This is a genomic window from Kribbella sp. DT2, assembly GCF_049844575.1.
In the GTDB taxonomy this organism is placed as follows: Bacteria; Actinomycetota; Actinomycetes; order Propionibacteriales; family Kribbellaceae; genus Kribbella.
In genome coordinates, this window is sequence record NZ_JBNCLH010000004.1 from 64,513 (window position 1) to 84,754 (window position 20,242).

The following is a 20,242-nucleotide window of genomic DNA, read 5'->3' on the forward strand; positions in this document are numbered from 1 at the left end:
CGCGAGAGTCCGCGTTCTCGGTCGGTCCGAGGCATGATGTAGGGGTTGAAACTCTCAGATAGTGGTGGGGGCTCTTGATCTTGCCAGGGAGCTTCGTGACGTCTTCTGATGCTGATGCGCCGCTGGACGCTGACGCCTTCGCTCGGTTGGCCCTTGAGTTGCACGATGCTGCGGGCTTCGATGACACCGTCGAAGCGGTGGTTCAGTTCGCGTTGCAGGCCGAGAGCTGCACCTATGCCGGCGTCGCGCTCGCAGTGACCGGCGGCTGGGCCGAGATCGGTGCCGTCACCGATCCGGTCGTCGAAGCGATCTACACCGTGCAGATCGACGCCGGTGAGGGACCGATGCTGACAGCACTCGCCTCCGGGACAACCGTCTACATTGCCGACGTCACCAAGGAGTCCCGCTGGCCGCACTGGCACAGTGAAGTCACCGCGGCGAAGATCCGCAGCGTGCTGCACGTACCGATGAAGGCCGGCGACCAGATCATCGGAGTGTTGTCGCTCTACACCCTCCACCCGGACGCGTTCACTGCTGACGACGAGGCGATCGCCCATATCCTGGCCCGGCACGCCTCGGTCGTGGTCGCGACCGCGACAGGAAGAAACACTGGCCCGGGCAGTGGACGCCCGCAAGCTCGTCGGGCAGGCGATGGGGATCTTGATGGAACGCTTCGACCTCACCGGCGATCAGGCGTTCGCTGTTCTTCGGCGGTACTCCCAAGACACCAACACCAAGCTGCGTGACGTCGCCCAGCACCTCATCGACACCCGCAAACTCCCTTCTTGACGCCGGGCCGCGCAACAATCGGGCTGCCCGATCGATAGTGTCATTGAGAGTCGCCGTTGGCGTTGACGGCGAATCCGCGGGCATCAACCCGCGAGGACGACCCAGTTGCTCGAGCAGCGGGGAGGTCCAGGTTCCGGCGTTCAGAAACCAGTACCGGAGCCGCCCGGCCGACCAAACCGCGTAGGCCCCCGGCAACTGCTTCGGCTCAGCAACGATCTCAGTGCTGCTTCAGGCAAGCTTCCGGCCCATCTCGTGAGCGTGTCAGGCTGGTTGCGTCGCCGTGCTGCTGCCGGCTTCGGGCAGGTCGCGGTCGAGGTGGTCGGCGTGGAACAGCGCCTGGTCCAGCAGGCCCTTCACGTGATCGTCGGCAGCCGAGTAGTACACGAACGTGCCTTCCCGGCGGCCCTTCACGAGACCGGCAAGGCGCAGCTTGGCCAGGTGCTGACTCACCGCGGCCGGGGCGGCGCCTGCGAGCTCGGCCAGGCACGCCACCGACGACTCACCCTGCAGCAGCGCCCACAGCACCTTGATCCGGGTCGGGTCGGCCATCAGCCGGAACGACATCCTCGAGACAGCTGCCGCCGCTGATGAGGTCACCAACTGGCATTGCCGGGTGTGCAACTCCGACAACGTCGCACGTGGCGATCGGTGCGCCACCGAAGGCTGCTATAAGCCGGTGCCAAGACCGGCCGGTCAAGCCGACCAAATTCTGCATCGCCCTCGCCGACGAGAAGAAGTGATCGCATCATCTCGATCGGGCGAACCCACCAGTGGCCCACCCGCGACTCGTCGTGCTGCCCGCAGCGCCCTGCTGCGGGAGGATGGCGCAATGAACGAGGACGCCCTTCAGACCCGCTTGCGCGAGGTCGAGCAACTCGGCAACACCGTGAAGCGCGGCCATGAGCTCGAGCGGCTGATCGGCGACATCTTCCGCACTCTGCACTTCGACGTCAGGTTGAACCCGGGGACTGCACGGCCTCGTCAGACAGACGTGCTGGCCAGCAAGCCCGGCGAGGTCTACCTGATCGAGTGTAAATGGCGCGCAGACAAGGCGAACATCGACGACATCGACACGCTGCGGTCGCGACTTCGACGCACCGACGGCGCTGTCGTCGGCATCCTCGTCAGCTACAACGGCTTCAGCGGTTCAGTCCTCTTCGACGTCGAGCATCATCGGGAGCAACCGATTCTGCTGATCTCAGGCGACGAGCTACGGAGCGTGGTGTCGCAGATCAAGGCACTTCCTGACCTCCTCTGGCGCAAGCGCGAGGCACTCCTCGCCGACGGACGGGTGATCCTGGACGAGCCGCCCAGGCGAAGACAACGACCACGACACCGAGTTGTCTCGCTGCCGAGCTCTTCCCTGTCCGTGACTACCCCGACGGGCAGCGACTGCCGGCAGATCTTCGAGTGCGCCGGGTCGTTCGGCAGGACTCTGTTCGCTCACGAGTTGGAAAACCTCGATTGGTCGCATTCCTCCGGCTTCGGCGTCGCGCTCGACGTCCGGCCGGAGATCCGTGACGAGCACGGCGTTCTTGACCTCCTGGACAAGTTGGCGAACCTCGGCTGGGTCACTCGGGATGCCACCTGGTCGATCCATCAGATGACTCGCACGTGGCACGGTATGGGAGCGGCCGAGTTCGCCGCGGAGCTGCCAGCCTGGCGAGAGCGAGCGAAGACTCCGGATGCTCACCACAGCGAAGAGATCTGCTATTTCGATCGTTGCGACGGCGGCTTCTACAGCTTCACGGTCGTCCTGTCCGCACATCCCATCCGGCAGGCACTTGCGCCAAGCTTCTCCTTCCAGCTCCAGGGAATTCCCTTGGACAACGGCCCACTCCTGCAACTTTGCCGCTCAGCCGGGATCCATGACGGTGTCTACTTTCGGCCCCGCACCGAGCCCGCGTTGATCAGCTATCGCGACCGCGCATCTCTGGTCAGCGACGTCAAGCCCGTACGGTTCCTGACCACACCTGCCGAAGCGGATGAACCGTTCGACTGGTGGGTCGTCGGGGTGGTGATTGAGAATCCCTTCTACCGAGCAGAAGGCGAGTTCGGAGACGAATTCCTACCTGAGATGCACGCACATGTCCGGGAAAACGAGTACCTGCTGTGCGCCTTGCGGCACTACCACCCACTCGATGGCCGGAAACTGTCCTATGACCTGGTACGCATGGAAGGTACGTCCACGTCTGATGTCTCCATCTATCGCCCAGTCGTCGACTGGACCGAGTAAGGAGACTGAGCGATCTCAGAATGAGAGCTGCGGCACGCCGTACAGGTCGGCTAGACGGACTCGGGACATCGTCGGGCCAGCCACCTCGACCACGTACATCTCGGTCAGAAACTGAACTTCGGCGCTCAGTAGATGGCTCGTGTGCGCCGTAGCCGACTGATGCTTGAGACCAACCGAGACGTGTATGTGAGGCACAACGGCGTCGGCTTCCGCGTCGTACGCGAGGGTCCCACCGCCGATCGCCTCCACGCTTTCCAGATAGACTGACGACCACACCGGCGCCTCAGGGTCCGTCACTCGCTCACAGGTACCAACCAGTTCGATCCGGCGCAGGCCGGCGATGAACATCGGAATGAAGCCCTGACGGACGCCGTGGTCCTCGCAAAAGGCGGCGAGTGAGGTGAAGAAGTCCTCGCCGTGGTCGAAGCGGACGGCGAAAATACGGCCCATGGTCAGTTCAGCGGCATGCAAAGTCATACTCCTTGGGTGCGGTCGAGGCTGGCGACGTAGCTGAGGGCGAGGTCGAGGCCCATAGTGGAGAGCAGTCTGCTGCGGGGCTGAGCGATGCCGCTGGCGCCGACGGCCGCCAGTTCGGTGCAGCGTTTGCGAAACCAGCGCCACGGGATGTCCAGATAGCCGGCCAGCGCCTCCAGGCGGCGGGCCGGCGTCGGTTGGTCGATGATCGAGCGGCTGGTGGCTGCCTCGGCGATCTCGCGGTACACCGCTCGGCGTGACGGCGGGGCGCTCGCGTCGACGTACCAGAGACCGGGAGCGCGAAGCCAGTTCGCGACGATGGCTTCGCCGCCGAGGACGAAGCCTTCGACCTGGCCATGGTCAGGATCGGTGGTGATGTCGACGGTGATCTGGAACGCCTCCATCAGAGCGACAGCGAGGAGCATGAGGAGGCGCTCGTAGCGCGGGGACTTGGCCACCTCGTGTTCGGGAACGCAGAACGCGCGTCGATGACGCTTCAGCACCTTCGAGGTCGCGCTCAGGTACTGGATCTTGTGAGTCCAGATCAACCATGAGGACGCTTCCTCGCCTCGTTGCTCCCGGCTCCAGAACAGAGGCGTCGAGGTCAGTCGATTGAGGTTGCGCAGAATGTGGTCCGCGCAGAATCTGGAGCCCAACCATCGTGCCGAGAGCTCATGGAGGTCCGGCACAGCTCCGAAGGTGAGGCTGGACGACGGGAGTTCGTCGTACGGGCTCAACTGGGTGCGGTAGTGCTCGAGCGAGTAGTCATCTGCGAGCAGCGCCGCGTCGGTGTTCGTGATCATCCAGAGAATCGCGACCGTGAGGTCGTCGAGGAGGTAGGCCGAGGAGAGTTCGCGTGTTTGGTCGGGGCCAAGCGGCTGCCGGGCGAACTGACGACCGTCGGCAACGTGGTACCACTCCTCCCCCGCGGCGTCCGTCACCGCGATCACGGCAGACCGCCTGTCCGGCCGGACCGTCGCCTCGTCATCGAGCGATCGCACCGCGAGGCGATCGCTTCCCGTCGGTTCGGCCGACCAGTAGAACGCGTCGAGGTCAAGGCCCGAAAACAATCGCCCGCCCGGCACCTCGAGCCGACCGACCTCGCCCTGGCCGAGCGAACCCTTCCCGTTCAGGCCGGCGAGGTCCAGCAAAGCTGTGGTGTCAGGCGCAACCACCACGGCCGGTGCAGGTTCGGCCGCCGTACGACGATTTTCGAACCCCAATGCTGCGGCGTCAGGAGCATCGAGCACTCGGCACAGCGCATCGCGGGCATGCTTCCCCGGCCAGCTGTACCAGCCGCGCTCCCAGTCGGAGATCGACTTGGCGGTGATGGCGCCGACCGAACCCGTGGCCCGCAGGATCTCTTCGTTGACGAGTTCGGCGAGTCGAGCCTGGGAGAGCGTGCCGCGCGCCTGCTTCAGCAGGAGGTTCGGCTGACGCTCTTCCCTGGTCATGACGCGCGAGCAGCCCATGGTCTTTTGCCTTGGCCGGAGGCTGGTCGTCGATTCATGACGACAGACTGCTACGGAAAGTGAGGACGCCACTACTACCCGCCTGGACGCCTCGAGGACGTCTTGCCTAGGATGAAAACGTCCCAAGATGTCTTAGGTTAGGTATATGGCCAACGAACGACTTCGCACCGCGCTCTTGGAGAAGAGCATGTCGCCCGCCGAACTGGCCTCCGCCGTCGAAGTCGACACCAAGACCGTAGAACGTTGGGTCAACGGCCGCAATCCGCACCGTCGCCACCGCTACCAGGTGTCGGCCCTGCTCGGCCTGGACGAGGGCTACCTGTGGCCGGACGCCTTACCGCGCGAGCAGGTGACGAAGGCCTCCGCCAGCGAGATCCTGGCCGTGTACCCGCACCGCAGCGAGGTACCGCGAGACGTCTGGCGACGGCACTTCGAGACTGCCGAGCAGGAGATCGGCGTCCTGGTGTACGCCGGTCTGTTCCTGGCCGAGGACCGTGGCCTGCAGACGATCATCCGCAAGAAGGCGTCCGCGGGCGTCCGCGTCCGATTCCTGATCGGAGACCCGGAAGACACGCACGTCGCGGACCGCGGCGAGCAGGAGCGAGTCGGCGATGCCATGGCTGCCAAGGTTCGCAACGCGCTGATCCTGTACTCACCTCTACGCGAGACTGCAGGTGTCGAGTTCAGGATGCACCGCACGGTTCTCTACAACTCGATCTACCGTTCGGACGAGGGTGTTCTCGTCAACACCCATGCGTACGGCTTCCCCGCACCGCACGCACCGGTATGGCACTTCCGCAAGGTCGCCGGCGGCGAACTCGCGGCCATCTATCTCGAGAGCTTCGAGAACGTCTGGGAGACGGCCGTTCCACTACCACCGGAGGACTGATGGCTCGCAGGATCGACTACTACGACGACCCGGCCGCACCACCCGCCAACAGCATGGTGCCCTCGGTGAACGTGGTGATCGAGAACGACGCCAGCGAGGTGCTCGTGATCCAAAGGTCCGACAACGGCAACTGGGCAGTCCCCGGCGGCGCGATCGATCTCGGAGAGTCGATGACCGACGCCGCAATCAGGGAGACCCGCGAAGAGACCGGGATCGATTGTGAGATCACCGGGCTGATCGGCATCTATACCGATCCGAAGCACATCATCCTGTACACCAGCAACGGTGAGGCACGGCAGGAGTTCTCGATCCTGCTGAAGGGCCGTGCCACCGGCGGTACCCCGACACCCAGCAATGAGAGCACTCGGGTGGAGTGGACGAGCTTCGACAGCCTCAAACAGCTCCAGATGGACCGATCGATGCGTATCCGCATCGATCACTACCTGGAGAAGTCAGAGACCCCGCACCTCACCTGAGCGGTCGACAGCCAAGCATCGGCGAACATTGTGAGCCGCCTCCCGCAGGATCGGCGCCGACCGGGTGATCGACCGGTGTACCACGTGTTCGGGTGGGTAGCGCGTCAGGATCTCGGCCAGGCGGTGTTCGACGTCGACCGTCGCACCGTCAACCCCCGCAGTGAGATCGCAGTAGATCAAGGCGTTGAGCAGCTGCGGCGCAGGTCGAGCGAACTCCTCCAACTCCAACCGAAGGCCTCGTTCCTCAGCCTCGATCGCGGCAGCGGTGTGATGTGCGACCAGCTGACACAGGACGTCGTCCGCCCCGACCTCGTCTCGGAGGTACCTGGCGCCATCGAGAGGATGGAACCCCGAACGCACCAGGCTCGGTGCGTAGCCGATGTCGTGCAACCAAGCGGCGACCTCGATCAGGTTGGTGTCGTCTCCAAGCATCGCGGCCAGAGTCCGCGCCCGGCCGGCAACCCCCTGGACATGCGCCCAGCGCCGCGGCAACACCTCAGCAAGGAGTCCCTCTGCGAGCGTTCTCGCCCACGTCGTTCCAGTCATGACCGCGACCTTACGAGTGTTCGCCGCGACGAAGAAGGGTCTATCAGGACGTCTCAGGGACGTCTTGACCACGACAGGCGTCCCTAGACGCTGAGCCCGTCGACCGGCTCGGCCGAACTCCAGATCTCGGCGAAGCTCTCCAGGTAGAACGCGAACATCTCGCCACCGTCATGTCGCCGGAGATCGAAGACCGGCGCCCGGGCGGCAGGGACGCCGAAAACGTGCTGGTTGATCAGGAGCTGATCGTCGGCCCGGAACATCGAGTTGTAGAGGATGGTGTCGTGCAATCGCAGGCTCACGCTCGCGTGGCGGAGCAGCGGCCGGTAGAGCACCAACGCGTTCCGGATCTTCGCGGCCATCGCATCGCCGATCTTCTCGGCTCTTCCCCGCTGGGCGACCTGCTCACCATCGGGGTTGCCTAAGGCAAGGTTTATGTCGACTCCGGCCTCAGCCTTCGCCTCCAGCAGCCGGATCATTCGCCTGTCCTCAGCGAGGAACAATGCGCTGTAGGCGAGGACGCCGATCTCCTCGTCCGCCGCTTCGAACAGCTCCAACCAACTCTCCCTCCCGACGGCGTTCCGCTGCGGGTAGATCGCTGCCATCTCGGCCGACCGTCCCCGCCCTCCCGGCAGCGCCATGAGCTCAGGCCACAGGTCCGGCTCATCGAACCCAAACAGTTGCGCCAGCAGTTGGCGATGCCGTGGATGCGGAAGTCGTCCGTTCATCCATCGTCGGACCGTTTTGGGATCGACATCGAGACGCGCGGCGATGTCGACCTCACCAAGCCCGGCCGCATACATCGCCCGTCGCAGAGCGTCGTTCACCCGATCTCCCCGTTCCCACTAAAACGTCCCTATTCGTCCTTTCGACTGTAACATGAAACGTCCCAAGACGTCCCAACTCAGAGTATCGGCGTCCTTACTGCGGCGAGCAGTCTTTGGATACGCCGTCGACCAGTCGGCGAGGGAGTTTGGGAGTGCAGAGTGAACGACGTCAGGCCGTCCAGCGACACCGATCAGAAGATGCGCGTCCGTGTGTGGTTCGGCGATCACCCGATCGCGGACCACGTCGCCGTAGCGCCCGCCGCCGAGCGCTACGCGGCGGCAATGAGCCGCCGCTTCGCCGGCCTGCGGGTGACCTGCGTTCCGGTTCCGGACGGTCCGTCTCCTGTAGGCGCCTCGCGTTGACCAGCCTTCGTCACCGGATCAGCCGGATGCTGTCGACCTGGTTCGCCAGGATGAACGCCCGCTTCCGGCAGTGGATGGACGAAGACTGAGCCGTCGAAGGCCCAAGAACCGGCGGGGCCGGCCCCTCCAACAGGCGACCTCCTCAACGCCTGAACCGGCCCCGCCACCAGTCCGGATCTCGCAGTCGCTGGGTGGTCTCCCCTGTTCACCTCACGAATGCGAGATCCGCCAGACCGGCGGGCGAACGTGTTGACCAGACCGCGCGTTCGTCCGCCGTTCCAATTTCGTACGCCGCACCTCACAGAGGCGAGACCACATCCCCGCGGCCGTGAACGGGTCGCTCGGACCGAAGGATTCCTATGACGTCCATCGAGAACATGAGCCAGCTCGAGGAGTACTACACCTACCGGTACAACGAGGCGGAGCGCTTCGACGCCAACCTCAAAGGACAGCTCGAACGACAGCGCATGCGCGAGTTCTTGGCACGCTATCTGCCGTCGCCGCCCGCGGCGATCGCTGACATCGGTGGCGGTCCCGGAGCCCACGCGGCGTGGTTGCAGGCTGAGGGGTACGACGTACGCCTGCTCGATCCGCTCGAACGTCACGTCGCCGAGGCACGGGATGCTGGAGTGAACGCGGTTCGGGGCGAGTCTCGACATCTGCCCTGGGACGACAACAGCTTCGACGCCGTTCTGATGGGCGGGCCGATGTACCACTTGAGAACGCAGTTCAGTCGAGGTGAAGCTCTCCGCGAGGCGGCCCGCGTCCTTCTCCCTGGCGGATTCATCTTCGTCACCGCGATCAATCGGGCCGCGAACCTCGTCGGCTCGGCGCTGGCCAACACGTTCCAGGAACGCCGGGCGGTCGTCCGCCAGATCCTTGCCGAAGGGTACAGCCCGGACAACGACCGTCTCGTGATGACGACCTACCACAGCGTCTCGCAGCTACGGAGCGAACTGTCGCAGGTCGCGACGAACATCGACATCCACGGACTCACAGGGCCTGGAGGCTGGCTCGCCGTCCTCATCGACGCACACTTCCAGGACCAGGTCCTGCCGCCGAGTCTCGCCGCACCTGACCCCCTTCAGACTGCGCTGGAGTCCAGCCGGGTTGCCGACCAGTACCCCGAGCTCGTCCACACCAGCTCGCTCCTACTCGCAGTAGGCCGCTGTGGCTAGCCTCTTCCGGTCAGCGGAGCAACAGGCCCTCCGCGTCCGTCGTGAGGCCACTCGGTTCGCGGCACACGGGTGGCCTGTAGCGCGGTTGGCGGTGCGCCGGGACGGCCGCTGCATCTGCCCTCTTCGTGACTGCGCCGAGCCCCACATCACGCTCCGACCGCCCGTACTGATCAGCCACGGCAGGGATGCCGACCGGCATTGGGGTACCGCTGGATGGGCGATCGCTCTCGTCACGCAGCCGTTCGACGTTCTCCGCCTTCCTGCGTCGTACGGCGCCCACCTGCACCAGGTCCTCGGCAGCGACTGCCCGACGGCCATCGCCCGCTCCACCAAAATGTGGCAGTTCTTCTTGAAACCCGGCAGCGTCTCGCACGATGACGCCAGCGCTGCCGGCGGCGAAGTCATCGGCGGATCGTCCGCGTGGATCGCGGCGCCTGGTACGGAAGGCGAGGACGCCGACCGGTATCGCTGGCTCGTACCGCCGAACCTGACCAACTGGCAGGTGAACGGTGAGGCCGACGCGATCCGATCAGTCCTCGCGACCACCGACTGGAGCGCCGCGAACGCGCCGTACCGCCATCTACCAGCAATCATCGCCAGGGCGCTGCGTTGATCACTGCGGATCCCTCTGTTCCACCGGGGCCTTCTGCTGTTCCTTCCAGGCGATGACATCGGCAGGGTCGTACCGAAGATGCCGGCCCATCCGGCTCGCCGGCGGCCCGTAGTTGTTCTGCCGCCATCCATAGAGCGTCCATTTGGGGATCCCCAAGTACGCCGAGACCCGGTCAATGCTCCACAGCGGTTCATGCTTCGGATCGCTCATCCTCTCCTCCCTTCGCAGTCCCCTCCGTGCCACGCCGAACAGGTCGGCGTGACACGTTTCTCTTCTCAGCAAGCGGCTCCCGTACGTCGTTCTTCAGCAGTCGACGCAGATCGCGCAGAGACAAACCGAGGATCTCTGCAGCCGCATCGACGGAACCGCATACCTTGGAGAGCTCGCTGGCCTCCCGTACGGAAGCTGCCTCGGCCTCCAACACCTTCTCGTCGTGACGCAGGATGGCGAGCTCTCGTGAGTGGTTCGCCCGCTCAAGTGCAGCCCGCGCCCGAACCGCACGCCCAGTCGCCGCCTCGATACGTGCCTGACGCTGCCGCGCTCTCTGCAGCGCCGCGACTCTCTCGCTCCCGCCCACTACCAGACCGGCCCATCCGGAGCCGGCGGGAGGGGTTCAGGAACAAGGCTGAGGTGTCTTGTCGGGGTCATTCGATCTTCAGGGGCCGTACGCGGAGAGGTCAGATCGATCAACTCGCGAGCCAGCCGAAGGACTCGCTCTCCCGTCCTCTGCACGACCCGCTCTGATTCCTCGCTGTCGACCGACGCAGCCCAACCGGCGACGTACGGGAAGGTCCACCCATCGGCCTCCAGACCGTGATGCGTCAACAGGACGAAGACAACCGACTCTGCCTCGACCTCCCGCATCCCCCGGCACATCACACTGCCGGATGCGGCGACGGCATCGGGTTCGTGAAGGAGCATGTGAGCGACCTGGTGCGCGAGGCTCGTCACCGCCCTCTCCTCGTACAGTGAATCGGATACGACGATTCGGCGCCGCTCGGAGTCGGTATAGGCATCCACACCTTGGCGTTCAATCGGCTCCACCAAGAGTTCGTATCCTTCGCCCTCGACGCAGGTTGCCAGGCCTTCCCAGAGCCTCGCAGACGGGCGACCGACCACTGGCCCTGCACTCGGCTTCGGCAGCGGTTCGCCGTCCGTCTGCGACACGTCAAATACATGGGCGACCCGGAAGCCAACGAGTCGACGTCCGGGCCGGACCTTGGGCGTCTCCGAGTCGGCGGCAAGGTCGTGGTCGACGCGGCGGGTAACCGTCCCCGCAGCGTTGACCGATTTGGTCGCGCGGGAGAAGACCTGCGCGAAGATCCGCATGGCGTTCTCGTCCCCCACCACGCGACGGCCGAGATACCTCCACGCCGCCCTCTCACCCAGCAGCGTGGCGCCTGGCCTCTGCGCCGCAATCAGTACGGCATTCCTGAAGCTGTACTCGTGAAAGGCCGCCGCCGTCCTCAGCCAGCGTTTCCAGTCATCCGCCGTACGGAGCTTACGAATCTCCTCTCCCAGCATGTCGTGCAACACTCCCAGCGCCGATGTTGAGCGCTCCTTGTCTCCTGAGTCTCCAACGTTCATGGCAGCTCAACGGCCGGACCGGTGTCGGGTTGATCGGGGCGCGAAGCAACAGCTCGGCGCTTCCTACTCCGATCCGGGCTGCCAGGCCTGGTCGGAGGCTCGAGTCGTGTCGGCCTGCGTTCGTCGTCCGTGTCCGCGAGCTGCCGGCACGCGAGCGCCGCTTCGCCGAGCAACTCCGTCACAGATGCAAGGGACGTCGTCAGCTCAGGCACGAAGTCGATTCTCTCGGCCCGCACCCAAGTCCGCTGTCGCTTTCCTATCGGTGCGGCCGTGAGCTGCAGGTACGCCGGATCCAGCCGGACTGCGTGAAGGCGGGGGATGAACAGCCGTCCTGCCATGACGAGGTCGAACACAGCCCGCCGCTGCATCAGCGCAACCTGATGTGATGAGTGGACGAGCTCGTCGACGGCCTCAAGCAGTGCACCTGCCGTCCACCGATCGGGGATCAACTCCTCAGCCGGCCGGAGTGCGCCTCCAGGGCCTCCGATCGCACGCCGTACGGCATCGTGCAGCTCGCCGAACGCCACGTCTCCCGGAAGCGTCGTGACTCCCCCCAGGTCCGAGACGTTGCGACTCCAAGCGGCGGCAGTACGAATCGAGCTCGCATCACTCCGACGCAACGCCGTGTTCGCTGTCCTCAGCCGCAAGATCGTCGCGTCACCGAACCCGAGTCTCTCTGCGGAGGAACCCACGGCCCTGACGAGATAACGACCATGACCAGCCGCAGTGCGAATCTGCGCAGTGACCGACCGAAGATCCCTGGTCAGAAGACTCCGCGCCGGCACTTCGTCGTTGAGACGCTCCCAGTGCGCGGCTGTGTAGGCGATCTGTTCCCAGATCTTGGTACCGGTGGCCGGCATGCCCGCCGTCAATCCGCCCAGCGCGCCGAGTACGTTCCCGTTCCGCTGCGCGACGATAGGTTCCAGCTCCCGCCGCGCGAATCGCAACTGTCTGGCCAGAGAGCGCTGCTCGACGGTACGACGACGTTTGCTGACCGAAGTCATCGCATCCAGCGCCGAGTCTGCCGCGATCGATGCGATGTTCGCCACCACCGCACGGGCTGCAACGAGCGCATCCCGATCGTCGAGCACTGCCGCCGTGACAGCGTCCTGACCCGCCAGCAGATCTGATGCAGCGCCCAGTGCCTGCGCAACAGCCATCAGCGCCGGGTCACCGTGCGATGGTGGCTTCCCGGCATCGGGAATGCTGAGCTCGAACCTGAGCCAGGTCATCTGCCGGCGAGTCGCAGCCAGTACGGCTGCCCACCCCGCCGTAGCTTGCACTGGATCTGTGCTCACTCTGCCCTCGGAGTCCTCCGCCCTGCGCCGCGCTACTGTCAGCAGATCTTCATACCTCGCGCGCATCCGCGACCATCCGGACGTCCTTCGCTGCGGACCTCAACGCGTCGGCCAGAGCCAACCGCCAGCTCAAGCCCTCGAACGACACGTCGAACTGCTCGACCAAGCCGGCCGCCTGGTCGAGCAGGCCGGCCGGATCTTCAGCCAACTCACCGGCGTACGGCTCGTACGGCGTCACACCCAGCAGCTCGCAGACGCGATAGCGACTGAAGGCTGTCATCGCCCACGATCCGTTGGGCGCCGCAGTCTCCAGTGCCTCGACGCTCGCCTCAGCTCGAGTCACGAGTTCGACGACCTGCGAACGCTCCTGGTCGTCGTTGCCCGACATCGTTCTGTTCAAGGTGCTCTCCTCTTCGTCACCAACAGGATTGGCCGGTTCATGGGGACCGCGGGCGCCGGTTCAGAAATCTGTGGATAACTCGCCGATGAACCCATCGCCGCGTGAGGTGCGGACCGCTCGGTGGTCCGCACCCCACGCGGCTCCAGAACCGAATTCCCTTGCTCAACGGTTGTCGATGACGCCGGCTGCACAGTCGGCATCGACCGAGCCGAGCAGCCGAGTGTCGAGGCCGTCAGGTCGAGGAGATGATGACAACCCGCCCGGCGGGAGGAGGTTCACCGACACACTTCTTGCATTCAAGGCGTTTCAGCTGCCGAAACGGCAGGCCGGCGGTCCGCTCCCGGGCCGTTGAACCCGACATGCGCGACCGCACCCCCACCCCAGCCGGCCCCAGTACCCAGTTGCCGGCCTCCTGCGCTGACTGCGGCGGCCCCTTGACCCGGCGCAGATCCGATCACCGCTTCTGCTCAGATCCGTGTCGACTCCGCGCGTGGCGTCGGCGGAAATCCATCGAGTCCCTCGGCGAGCAGCGGGCTGATTCTCTTCAGCGCGACCTCAGCGATCTCCGTCAGGCACTCGGTTCCATTGAGCCCGACAATCCCTCCTCGGCCATCGCGGATCAAGCTTCTTTGCTCAGGGCAATCGACTCGATCGCAACCCAAGTCGACCGCCTGCAACGGCAGAGATTGCTCCTCCAGCAAGAGCTGCGCAACCGACCTTCTCGGCCGTCAGTGTGCTGAGCATTCACCGCTTGAGTGCCGGCGATGGCTACAAGTACCTCATCAAGCACATCGCCTCTGCGGACGTCGACCGTCGGATGGCGACACCTCTGACGGCGTACTACATGGCCGATGGCTATCCCGCCGGCCGGTGGGCTGGACGCGGACTTCCTGGTCTCGGCCAAGGAGAGATCAAGGTCGGCGACGAAGTCACGGAGGAGCAGATGGCTGCACTGTTCGGACGTGCGGAGGACCCGGTCGACGGCAAGCAACTGGGCCGGCCGTTCCGGGTCTATCGCTCTTTGGAGGAGCGGATCGAGGCGCGCATCGCCGATCTCCCAGCAGACCTCTCCGAGGAAGACCGGGCGGCCGCAATCGCCGAAGTACGACGTACTGAAGGTCGCGTGCGAGCGCGACAGGCCGTGGCCGGTTTCGACCTGACCTTCTCCCCCGTCAAGTCCGTCTCGGCGCTGTGGGCAACAGCCGACGTCGGAGTGAAGGAGCAGGTCGCCGCAGCCCACTACGACGCCGTCAACGACGTCCTCGACCTGATCCAAGACCAAGCCATCTTCACCCGCACCGGCGACGGCGGCATCGCCCAAATCGACACGAGAGGCGCCATCGCAACCGCCTTCGACCACTGGGACACCCGAAGCGGCGACCCCCAACTCCACACCCACCTCGTCATCGCCAACCGAGTCCAGAGCAAAGACGGGCAGTGGAAAACGCTCGACGGCCGCGTCCTGTTCAGATCCGCGGTCGCGATGTCGGAGATCCACAACGTCCTGCTCGCCGACGGCCTGACCCGCCGCCTCGGCGTTGACTGGGATCTTCGAGACCGCGGCGAGCAGCGCAATCCGGCGTTCGAGATCACCGGCGTACCGGACGAACTTCTGCGCGAGTTCTCGTCGAGGACCGAACAGATCGAATCGAACCTCGAGCTCCTGCTCTCCCGACGCCCGAGCACTCCTTCACGAGAGGAGATGTACGCACTCAGGCAACAGGCGACCCTGATGAATCGCCCACCCAAGCACCTGGCCAAACCTCTCGCCGACCTCATGGTCGACTGGAGACAGCGCGCGGATCTCACCCTCGGCACCAACGCCAGAACAGCCCTCGCCGACTGCCTCAACGACGTCCCAGACCGACTCCTCACGCACGCAGACCTCAGCCCACAAACGCTGGACGCCTACGGCGCCACCGTCGTTCTCGCCCTCCAAGCCAAGCGCGCCACCTGGACCCGCTGGAACATCCTGGCCGAGGCCGCACGACAAACCTGCCTCCTGCGCCTCGCCACGACCAAAGACCGCGTTGCCGCGCTGGAATCCATCGCCACCAGAGCCGAGCACCACTCCATCAGCCTCACCCCCGGCGATCTGGTCGACCTGCCCGGCGAACGCCTCGAAGGCGAGAGCGTCTACCGGATCCACAACGGCGCGATTTTTACCTCGCCCGTCGTCCTTGGCGCCGAACGCCTACTGCTCGACCTGACCCAAGACCGCACAGGCCCGACAGCCACAACCAAGCTCGAGGACGCGAGCGGAATGACCACCGATCGACGCGACGCGCTCACCCGGCTCCTCGACAGCGGCCAACGCCTTGAAGCCCTCGTCGGCCCTGCGGGCACCGGCAAGACCAGCCTTCTAGCGAAACTCCACAACGCCTGGGAAACGACGCACGGCCCGTCCTCGGTCATAGGCATCGCACCGTCGAGCGCCGCCGCGGACGTCCTGTCCGGCAGCCTCGGCATTCCTACCGACAACCTCGCCAAGTGGATCCACGAAGCCGTCGGCCTCGGCGCCGAGCAACGAAATCAGCGCATCATGAACCTCGAACGCGCGGCCAGGATCGCCGAGCAACTTCGACGCAGACGCCGACAGCAAAAGATCTTGACGAGCCTCGCCGCGCTCCGCGCCGAAGCCGACCGCTGGCGATTCCACCCCAACCAACTTGTCATCGTCGACGAGGCCTCCATGGCCGGCACGATGGAATTGGCCACGCTCGCCCGCGAAACCTCCAAGGCCGGCGCCAAGCTTCTCCTGGTCGGCGACGACGCCCAACTCGGCGCCGTCGACACCGCAGGCGCCTTCCGCCTCGTCGCCAAGGAGAGCGAGGCCGCAAGTCTCCAGGAAGTCTGGCGCTTCACCGATGGGTGGGAACGCGACGCCAGCCTCTCCCTCCGCGCAGGCGACCTCAGCGTCATCGACACCTACGAAGACCACGAACGCCTCACCGCCGGCACCCCGGACGAATGCGAAATCAACGCCTACTCCGCCTGGCTCATCGATACCCGCAGGAACCTCACTAGCCTTCTGATCGCCGCCGACAACGCCACAGTGCACCGTCTCAACGCCCGCGCGCGCCTGGACCGCATCACGACCGGCGAAGTCGAGCCCGATGGCGTACCGCTCCACGACGGCAACGAGGCCGGCGTCGGCGACCGCATCGTCACCCGGCTCAACAACCGCCATTTGTCGTACGGCAACAACACCTTCGTCCGCAACGGCAGCACCTGGACCGTCGTACGCCGCTGGGAAGACGGCTCCCTAACGGTCGAAGACGACGTGAGCCAAACCATCACCCTGCCCGCCGGCTACGTCGCGAGCGCAGTCGAACTCGCCTACGCCACCACCGTCCACCGAGCCCAAGGCATCACCGTTGACACAGCCCACCTCGTCGTCACCGAACGCGTGACCCGCCCACTCCTGTACGTCGGCATGACCCGCGGCCGCGCAGCGAACCGCGCCTATGTCGCCACTCACGAACCGGCAGGCGACATGCACGAACCGCAGACCGCCGAGAGCATGTACGAGGTACTGGCCACCGTCCTCGAACAAGACGGCATCGAAAAATCCGCCCACGAAACCATGCAAGCGGAACTCGACAACGCCACCAACCTCAGCCAACTCGTCCCCATCCACGAACACCTCTGCCAGATCGCCGCGGGCCAGCGCTACCGGGCCACCATCGACACCTCTGCTCTCGACGCCAGCGCCCGCGCGGAACTCCGAGGTTCCTCCGCCTACGGCCCCCTCCTCGCCGCCCTCCGCCGAGCCGAAGCCGCCGGCCTCGACCCGAAGACGACCTTCCACCAGGCCGTGACTCAGGCCGGTCTCGACAACGCCCGCGACCTCGCCGCTGTCCTCCATGCCCGAGTCGAGCGGCTGGTGAGCCGAACCGATCGGCGCCGACGGCAGCCGCAGCATCTCGTCGCCGGACTGGTTCGTCCAACCGCGGCCATCACCGACCCGGCGTTCACCGCGCCACTCCGCGAACTCGAGACCCTCATCTCCCAACGCGCAGACTGGCTGGCCGAGCAGGCAGAGCAGAGGGCCGCGCCCTGGTACCGAGCCCTGAGAGCTGAGCAGCCTGAGCGAACCCCTGAGGAGTTCCGTACGCTCATCCGCGAGGTCGCCGCCTACCGCGAGCGTTACGGCGTACGTGCCACTGATCCTCTCGGTGCCGTACCGGCCGCTCGAGAACTCGAGCAATCACTCATCAGGTCCCGACTAGCCGGCAAGCTCCGGGACGCCATTGGCGGTGCGGCGGTCAGCGCCGCCTCAACCGGAGTTGGTCAGCCACTCCCCGCCACTCGAGCCCACGACGAGTGCCCTGCACCGGCAGATCACCTGGGCCAGGCGTGAGGTTGGCGAGATCTTCGCGGCGGCAGATCCACACCACTGCGATGGCGAAGACGCCGAACTTGACGATGTCGGCTGCGACGAGCGACCACGCCGCGCTGGTCACGCCGAGGCTTCCGCCGACGGTGTCGGTCAGCGCCGCGAGGACGAACGTGCCCACATTGTTCACCGCGTGGACGGCGATCGGTGCTTCCAGCCCGCCGGTACGCACCGCGAGGTAGCCCGCGGCGAGACCGAAGGCGAAACGATCCAGGAAAAGCTGCGGACTGTCCCACGGCCACACTCCGTGCGCCATGGCGAACAACGTGCTCGTGAGCAGGATCGCGAACCAAGGGTTGCGCACGAGAGCTCCGGCGGCCTGGAGCAGGTACCCACGGAAGAAGTATTCCTCGCCCGCAGCCTGGAGGGTCGACGTGAGGAGAACCACCGCGATGACCGCGATCGCGTCGGCTGCCGGGCCGGCCGCATCCGCACCAGCCACGCCGATCCCGGCAAGATAGGCGACCGACAACAGCACCAGCTCGACGCCCAGGGCGACCATGAAGAACCACGCCAGCGGTCGCCACCTCAGCCCGCCGGCGACGGAGGACAGGAGCCCTCGAGCCTGGTGGTTCAATCGTCTGGCGACCAAGATGCTCAGCGGTATCAGGCTGATCAAGGTCAGGTTCGTCGCCAGCAGACCGAACCAGCTGACGGTGCCTGCGGGATCTTCGCGAACTGCGTTCTGGCCGGACCAAATGACGATTCCAGCCAGCATCCACCCTGTCAGGATCGTGGCCGCGCCGAGCACGGGCAGCCACCCAGGTCCGCGTGATCCTCGCAGCAGTTGGTGGTAAGGGAGCCGGTTGGCGCCTTGCAGGTCGATCAACTCAGCTTCTCCCGTGTCTCCGCATCGGCGGACTCGCGTCGGCCGAGGCGACCGAGATAGTCGTTGTAGTCGGACAGACTCTTGTCGCCGTCGCGATCCGCCCGGCGGTCGAAACGTCTCGCTTCGCGCTGGTCGGATCTCACCCACCCGATCACCATGCCTATGGCCATCAGCGCCAAGGGATAGTCCCCGAGCGCCCAGCCCAGCGACGCGCCGACGTACTGGTCGCGCTCCAGCGAGTCGCCCCACGGTCTGCCCAGGGAGCCGTACCAGTCGCCGGCCAGCACGACACCGCTGCTCATCAAGGAGATCGAGAAGAAGGCGTGGAACCCGAAGGTGACCATCAGGAGCAACACCCTCAGCGGGTACGCCGGCCGCGCGGCTCCTGGATCGGAACCGCAGATGACCGAGGCGAACAGATAGCCCGACAGCAGGAAGTGCAGCAGCATGAGTTGGTGACCGGTGTGGGTCCGCAGCGAGAGCTCGAAGAGCGGCGTGTAGTAGAAGGCGACCAAGCCGACAACGAACAGGCCTGCCGCGACCAACGGATGCCCGAGCACGGCCAGTGGTCTGGACTTCACCGTCACCAGCAACCACTCTCGCCAGCCACGCGAACCGTCACGCCGCGGTCGAGCAGTTCGCAACGCCAGCGTCACCGGAGCGCCGAGAACCAGCAGTGTCGGAACTGCCGTCGCGATCGTCATGTGCTGGACCATGTGCATGCTGAACAACACGTCGCCGTACACCCCGGGCGCGCCGCTGGTTGCCCAGATCAGAAGTACTGTTCCGGCCAGCCAGGCAATCAATCGCCCGGTCGGCCAGCGATCGCCACGTCGCCGGAGGCGTACGACGCCCCACAGGTAGCAGGCCGCGCCGATGATCGCGAGTGGCGTCCACAGTGTGTCGACACGCCATTGGGTGAACCACTCGGCTCCTCCCAGCTTGGGCGGCATCGCGTAGCCGAGGAGCGATTCGGCTGTCGTCAGCCGCCGCTCCTCGCCGGGAGGCGGCGTTCGGCCCAAGGCGACTCCGATACCGATCGCGGCGGTCATCACCACCAGTTCGCAGAGCACCAGCCAACGGATCTCCCGCGCTCGATCCACGACGGCTGACTGGATCCGCCGGATCCTCCGTCGCTGGTACCACCCGGCAAAGCCGAGCAGACTCAGCGCAGCCACTTTGATCACCAACAACATTCCGTACGTGCTGAGCAGCGCAGACGGCGTCCCGAGCCGGAGCACGGCAGCCAAGGTTCCCGAGAGCGCGACGAGAACGAAACCGACTGTTGCGAGCGTCGAGAATCGGGCGACGACGGCAGCCGCGGATCCGCCCAATCGATGGCGGACCAGGAACAACCCCGCCAGGCCACCGGTCCACGCGCTGATGCCGATCAGGTGCACGGCTTGCGCGTTCACGGCCATGTCGTGGTTCACCGCACCGGCAGCGTGACCGGTGAGGGCGAGCGGCCACGGGGACATCACCGACACCACGGCGAGCAGACCCACGGTCGTCAGGCGGCGCGCGACCATCGCGCCGGCGCAGACAATTGCGCCCAGCAACAGATTGGCCAGCAGCGCGCCCGAGATCGAAGTCCATCACGAACGAGCCGAGCGCAGCTCCCCACGAGGAGACCGGAACAGAGGTGCCGGCCAGGTCGGCGTACGTGAGCAGCATCGCGGCAAACCCGCTCAACACCCAGACGACGCCGCACGCCGCAGCGACTTTCAGAAGCCACAGCTGGGCCGGGCCAACGCGTGCCGTGGCTGCCTTCGACTCGGCCGGCATCGCACACGCCACCAACACCAGGATCCCGATCGTCAAGGCGGATCCCAGATCGCGCACAGCCCGAGCCATCGGGAGCCCCCAGCG

Annotated in this window: 19 protein-coding genes and 1 pseudogene; 9 read left to right on the forward strand and 11 right to left on the reverse strand. The window is 65.6% G+C overall.

Features of this window, described 5'->3' with window-relative positions; translation table 11 throughout:
• Positions 1-197: 197 nt before the first annotated feature.
• Positions 198-527, forward strand: a pseudogene (locus tag ACLQ2O_RS18145) (GAF domain-containing protein); the annotation flags it as partial.
• A 136-nt stretch (positions 528-663) separates the two neighbouring features.
• Complete coding sequence (locus tag ACLQ2O_RS18150; protein ID WP_425832768.1) at positions 664-789, forward strand: ANTAR domain-containing protein; 126 nt, start codon at positions 664-666, stop codon at positions 787-789.
• Positions 790-1,050: 261 nt separating this feature from the next.
• Here the strand turns inward: ACLQ2O_RS18150 and ACLQ2O_RS18155 are convergent, their stop codons facing one another.
• Positions 1,051-1,338, reverse strand: a complete 288-nt coding sequence (locus ACLQ2O_RS18155) for an ArsR/SmtB family transcription factor (protein WP_425832770.1) — start codon at positions 1,336-1,338, stop codon at positions 1,051-1,053.
• 280 nt (positions 1,339-1,618) lie between these two features.
• Here ACLQ2O_RS18155 and ACLQ2O_RS18160 point away from each other — a divergent pair, with 280 nt between their 5' ends.
• Positions 1,619-3,025, forward strand: a complete 1,407-nt coding sequence (locus ACLQ2O_RS18160; protein WP_425832772.1) for a restriction endonuclease — start codon at positions 1,619-1,621, stop codon at positions 3,023-3,025.
• A gap of 15 nt (positions 3,026-3,040) precedes the next feature.
• Here ACLQ2O_RS18160 and ACLQ2O_RS18165 read toward each other — a convergent pair whose 3' ends face one another.
• Both ACLQ2O_RS18165 and ACLQ2O_RS18170 read right to left on the reverse strand, forming a co-directional pair.
• Entirely contained in the window at positions 3,041-3,496 is a 456-nt protein-coding gene (locus tag ACLQ2O_RS18165) for a PPC domain-containing DNA-binding protein (RefSeq protein WP_425832774.1), read from the reverse strand.
• 2 nt (positions 3,497-3,498) lie between these two features.
• Positions 3,499-4,953, reverse strand: coding sequence for a hypothetical protein (locus ACLQ2O_RS18170; RefSeq protein WP_425832776.1), 1,455 nt, complete (start codon positions 4,951-4,953; stop codon positions 3,499-3,501).
• Positions 4,954-5,116: 163 nt separating this feature from the next.
• Between ACLQ2O_RS18170 and ACLQ2O_RS18175 the strand changes: the two genes are divergently transcribed.
• Positions 5,117-5,860, forward strand: a complete 744-nt coding sequence (locus ACLQ2O_RS18175) for an XRE family transcriptional regulator (RefSeq protein ID WP_425832778.1) — start codon at positions 5,117-5,119, stop codon at positions 5,858-5,860.
• A 65-nt stretch (positions 5,861-5,925) separates the two neighbouring features.
• Entirely contained in the window at positions 5,926-6,336 is a 411-nt protein-coding gene (locus ACLQ2O_RS18180) for an NUDIX hydrolase (RefSeq protein ID WP_425832780.1), read from the forward strand.
• Here ACLQ2O_RS18180 and ACLQ2O_RS18185 read toward each other — a convergent pair.
• Positions 6,313-6,882, reverse strand: a complete 570-nt coding sequence (locus ACLQ2O_RS18185) for an HD domain-containing protein (protein ID WP_425832782.1) — start codon at positions 6,880-6,882, stop codon at positions 6,313-6,315. The genes ACLQ2O_RS18180 and ACLQ2O_RS18185 overlap by 24 nt on opposite strands.
• 83 nt (positions 6,883-6,965) lie before the next feature.
• Positions 6,966-7,706, reverse strand: a complete 741-nt coding sequence (locus ACLQ2O_RS18190; RefSeq protein ID WP_425832784.1) for a helix-turn-helix domain-containing protein — start codon at positions 7,704-7,706, stop codon at positions 6,966-6,968.
• 159 nt (positions 7,707-7,865) lie between these two features.
• Here ACLQ2O_RS18190 and ACLQ2O_RS18195 point away from each other — a divergent pair, with 159 nt between their 5' ends.
• The 3 genes from ACLQ2O_RS18195 (at position 7,866) to ACLQ2O_RS18205 (ending at position 9,860) form a co-directional block, all read left to right on the forward strand.
• Positions 7,866-8,069, forward strand: a complete 204-nt coding sequence (locus ACLQ2O_RS18195) for a hypothetical protein (RefSeq protein WP_425832786.1) — start codon at positions 7,866-7,868, stop codon at positions 8,067-8,069.
• Positions 8,070-8,428: 359 nt separating this feature from the next.
• Positions 8,429-9,247 carry a class I SAM-dependent methyltransferase gene (locus tag ACLQ2O_RS18200; protein WP_425832788.1) on the forward strand — a complete coding sequence of 273 codons (819 nt, stop codon included), beginning with the start codon at positions 8,429-8,431 and terminating at the stop codon, positions 9,245-9,247.
• Positions 9,248-9,332: 85 nt separating this feature from the next.
• Positions 9,333-9,860 (forward strand): hypothetical protein, encoded by a 528-nt coding sequence (locus tag ACLQ2O_RS18205; protein ID WP_425832790.1) that lies wholly within the window; start codon positions 9,333-9,335, stop codon positions 9,858-9,860.
• On the opposite strand, the gene ACLQ2O_RS18210 is transcribed toward ACLQ2O_RS18205, so the two are convergent.
• From ACLQ2O_RS18210 to ACLQ2O_RS18225, 4 genes are all read right to left on the reverse strand, one after another.
• The gene (locus ACLQ2O_RS18210) at positions 9,861-10,070 is read right to left on the reverse strand and encodes a helix-turn-helix transcriptional regulator (RefSeq protein ID WP_425832792.1); all 210 of its coding nucleotides are present in this window, start codon (positions 10,068-10,070) and stop codon (positions 9,861-9,863) included.
• A 366-nt stretch (positions 10,071-10,436) separates the two neighbouring features.
• Positions 10,437-11,447 carry an ImmA/IrrE family metallo-endopeptidase gene (locus tag ACLQ2O_RS18215; RefSeq protein ID WP_425832794.1) on the reverse strand — a complete coding sequence of 337 codons (1,011 nt, stop codon included), beginning with the start codon at positions 11,445-11,447 and terminating at the stop codon, positions 10,437-10,439.
• Positions 11,444-12,679, reverse strand: coding sequence for a hypothetical protein (locus ACLQ2O_RS18220; protein WP_425832796.1), 1,236 nt, complete (start codon positions 12,677-12,679; stop codon positions 11,444-11,446). The genes ACLQ2O_RS18215 and ACLQ2O_RS18220 overlap by 4 nt, the downstream gene beginning before the upstream one ends.
• A gap of 115 nt (positions 12,680-12,794) precedes the next feature.
• Positions 12,795-13,145: a hypothetical protein gene (locus ACLQ2O_RS18225; RefSeq protein WP_425832798.1), complete on the reverse strand. Its 351-nt coding sequence runs from the start codon at positions 13,143-13,145 to the stop codon at positions 12,795-12,797.
• 733 nt (positions 13,146-13,878) lie between these two features.
• Between ACLQ2O_RS18225 and mobF the strand changes: the two genes are divergently transcribed.
• Positions 13,879-17,508, forward strand: a complete 3,630-nt coding sequence (mobF, locus tag ACLQ2O_RS18230) for a MobF family relaxase (protein WP_425832800.1) — start codon at positions 13,879-13,881, stop codon at positions 17,506-17,508.
• Here mobF and ACLQ2O_RS18235 read toward each other — a convergent pair.
• Both ACLQ2O_RS18235 and ACLQ2O_RS18240 read right to left on the reverse strand, forming a co-directional pair.
• Positions 17,414-18,373, reverse strand: a complete 960-nt coding sequence (locus ACLQ2O_RS18235; protein ID WP_425832802.1) for a CPBP family intramembrane glutamic endopeptidase — start codon at positions 18,371-18,373, stop codon at positions 17,414-17,416. The genes mobF and ACLQ2O_RS18235 overlap by 95 nt on opposite strands.
• The gene (locus ACLQ2O_RS18240) at positions 18,370-19,932 is read right to left on the reverse strand and encodes a cytochrome c oxidase assembly protein (protein ID WP_425832804.1); all 1,563 of its coding nucleotides are present in this window, start codon (positions 19,930-19,932) and stop codon (positions 18,370-18,372) included. The genes ACLQ2O_RS18235 and ACLQ2O_RS18240 overlap by 4 nt, the downstream gene beginning before the upstream one ends.
• Positions 19,933-20,242 lie beyond the last annotated feature (310 nt).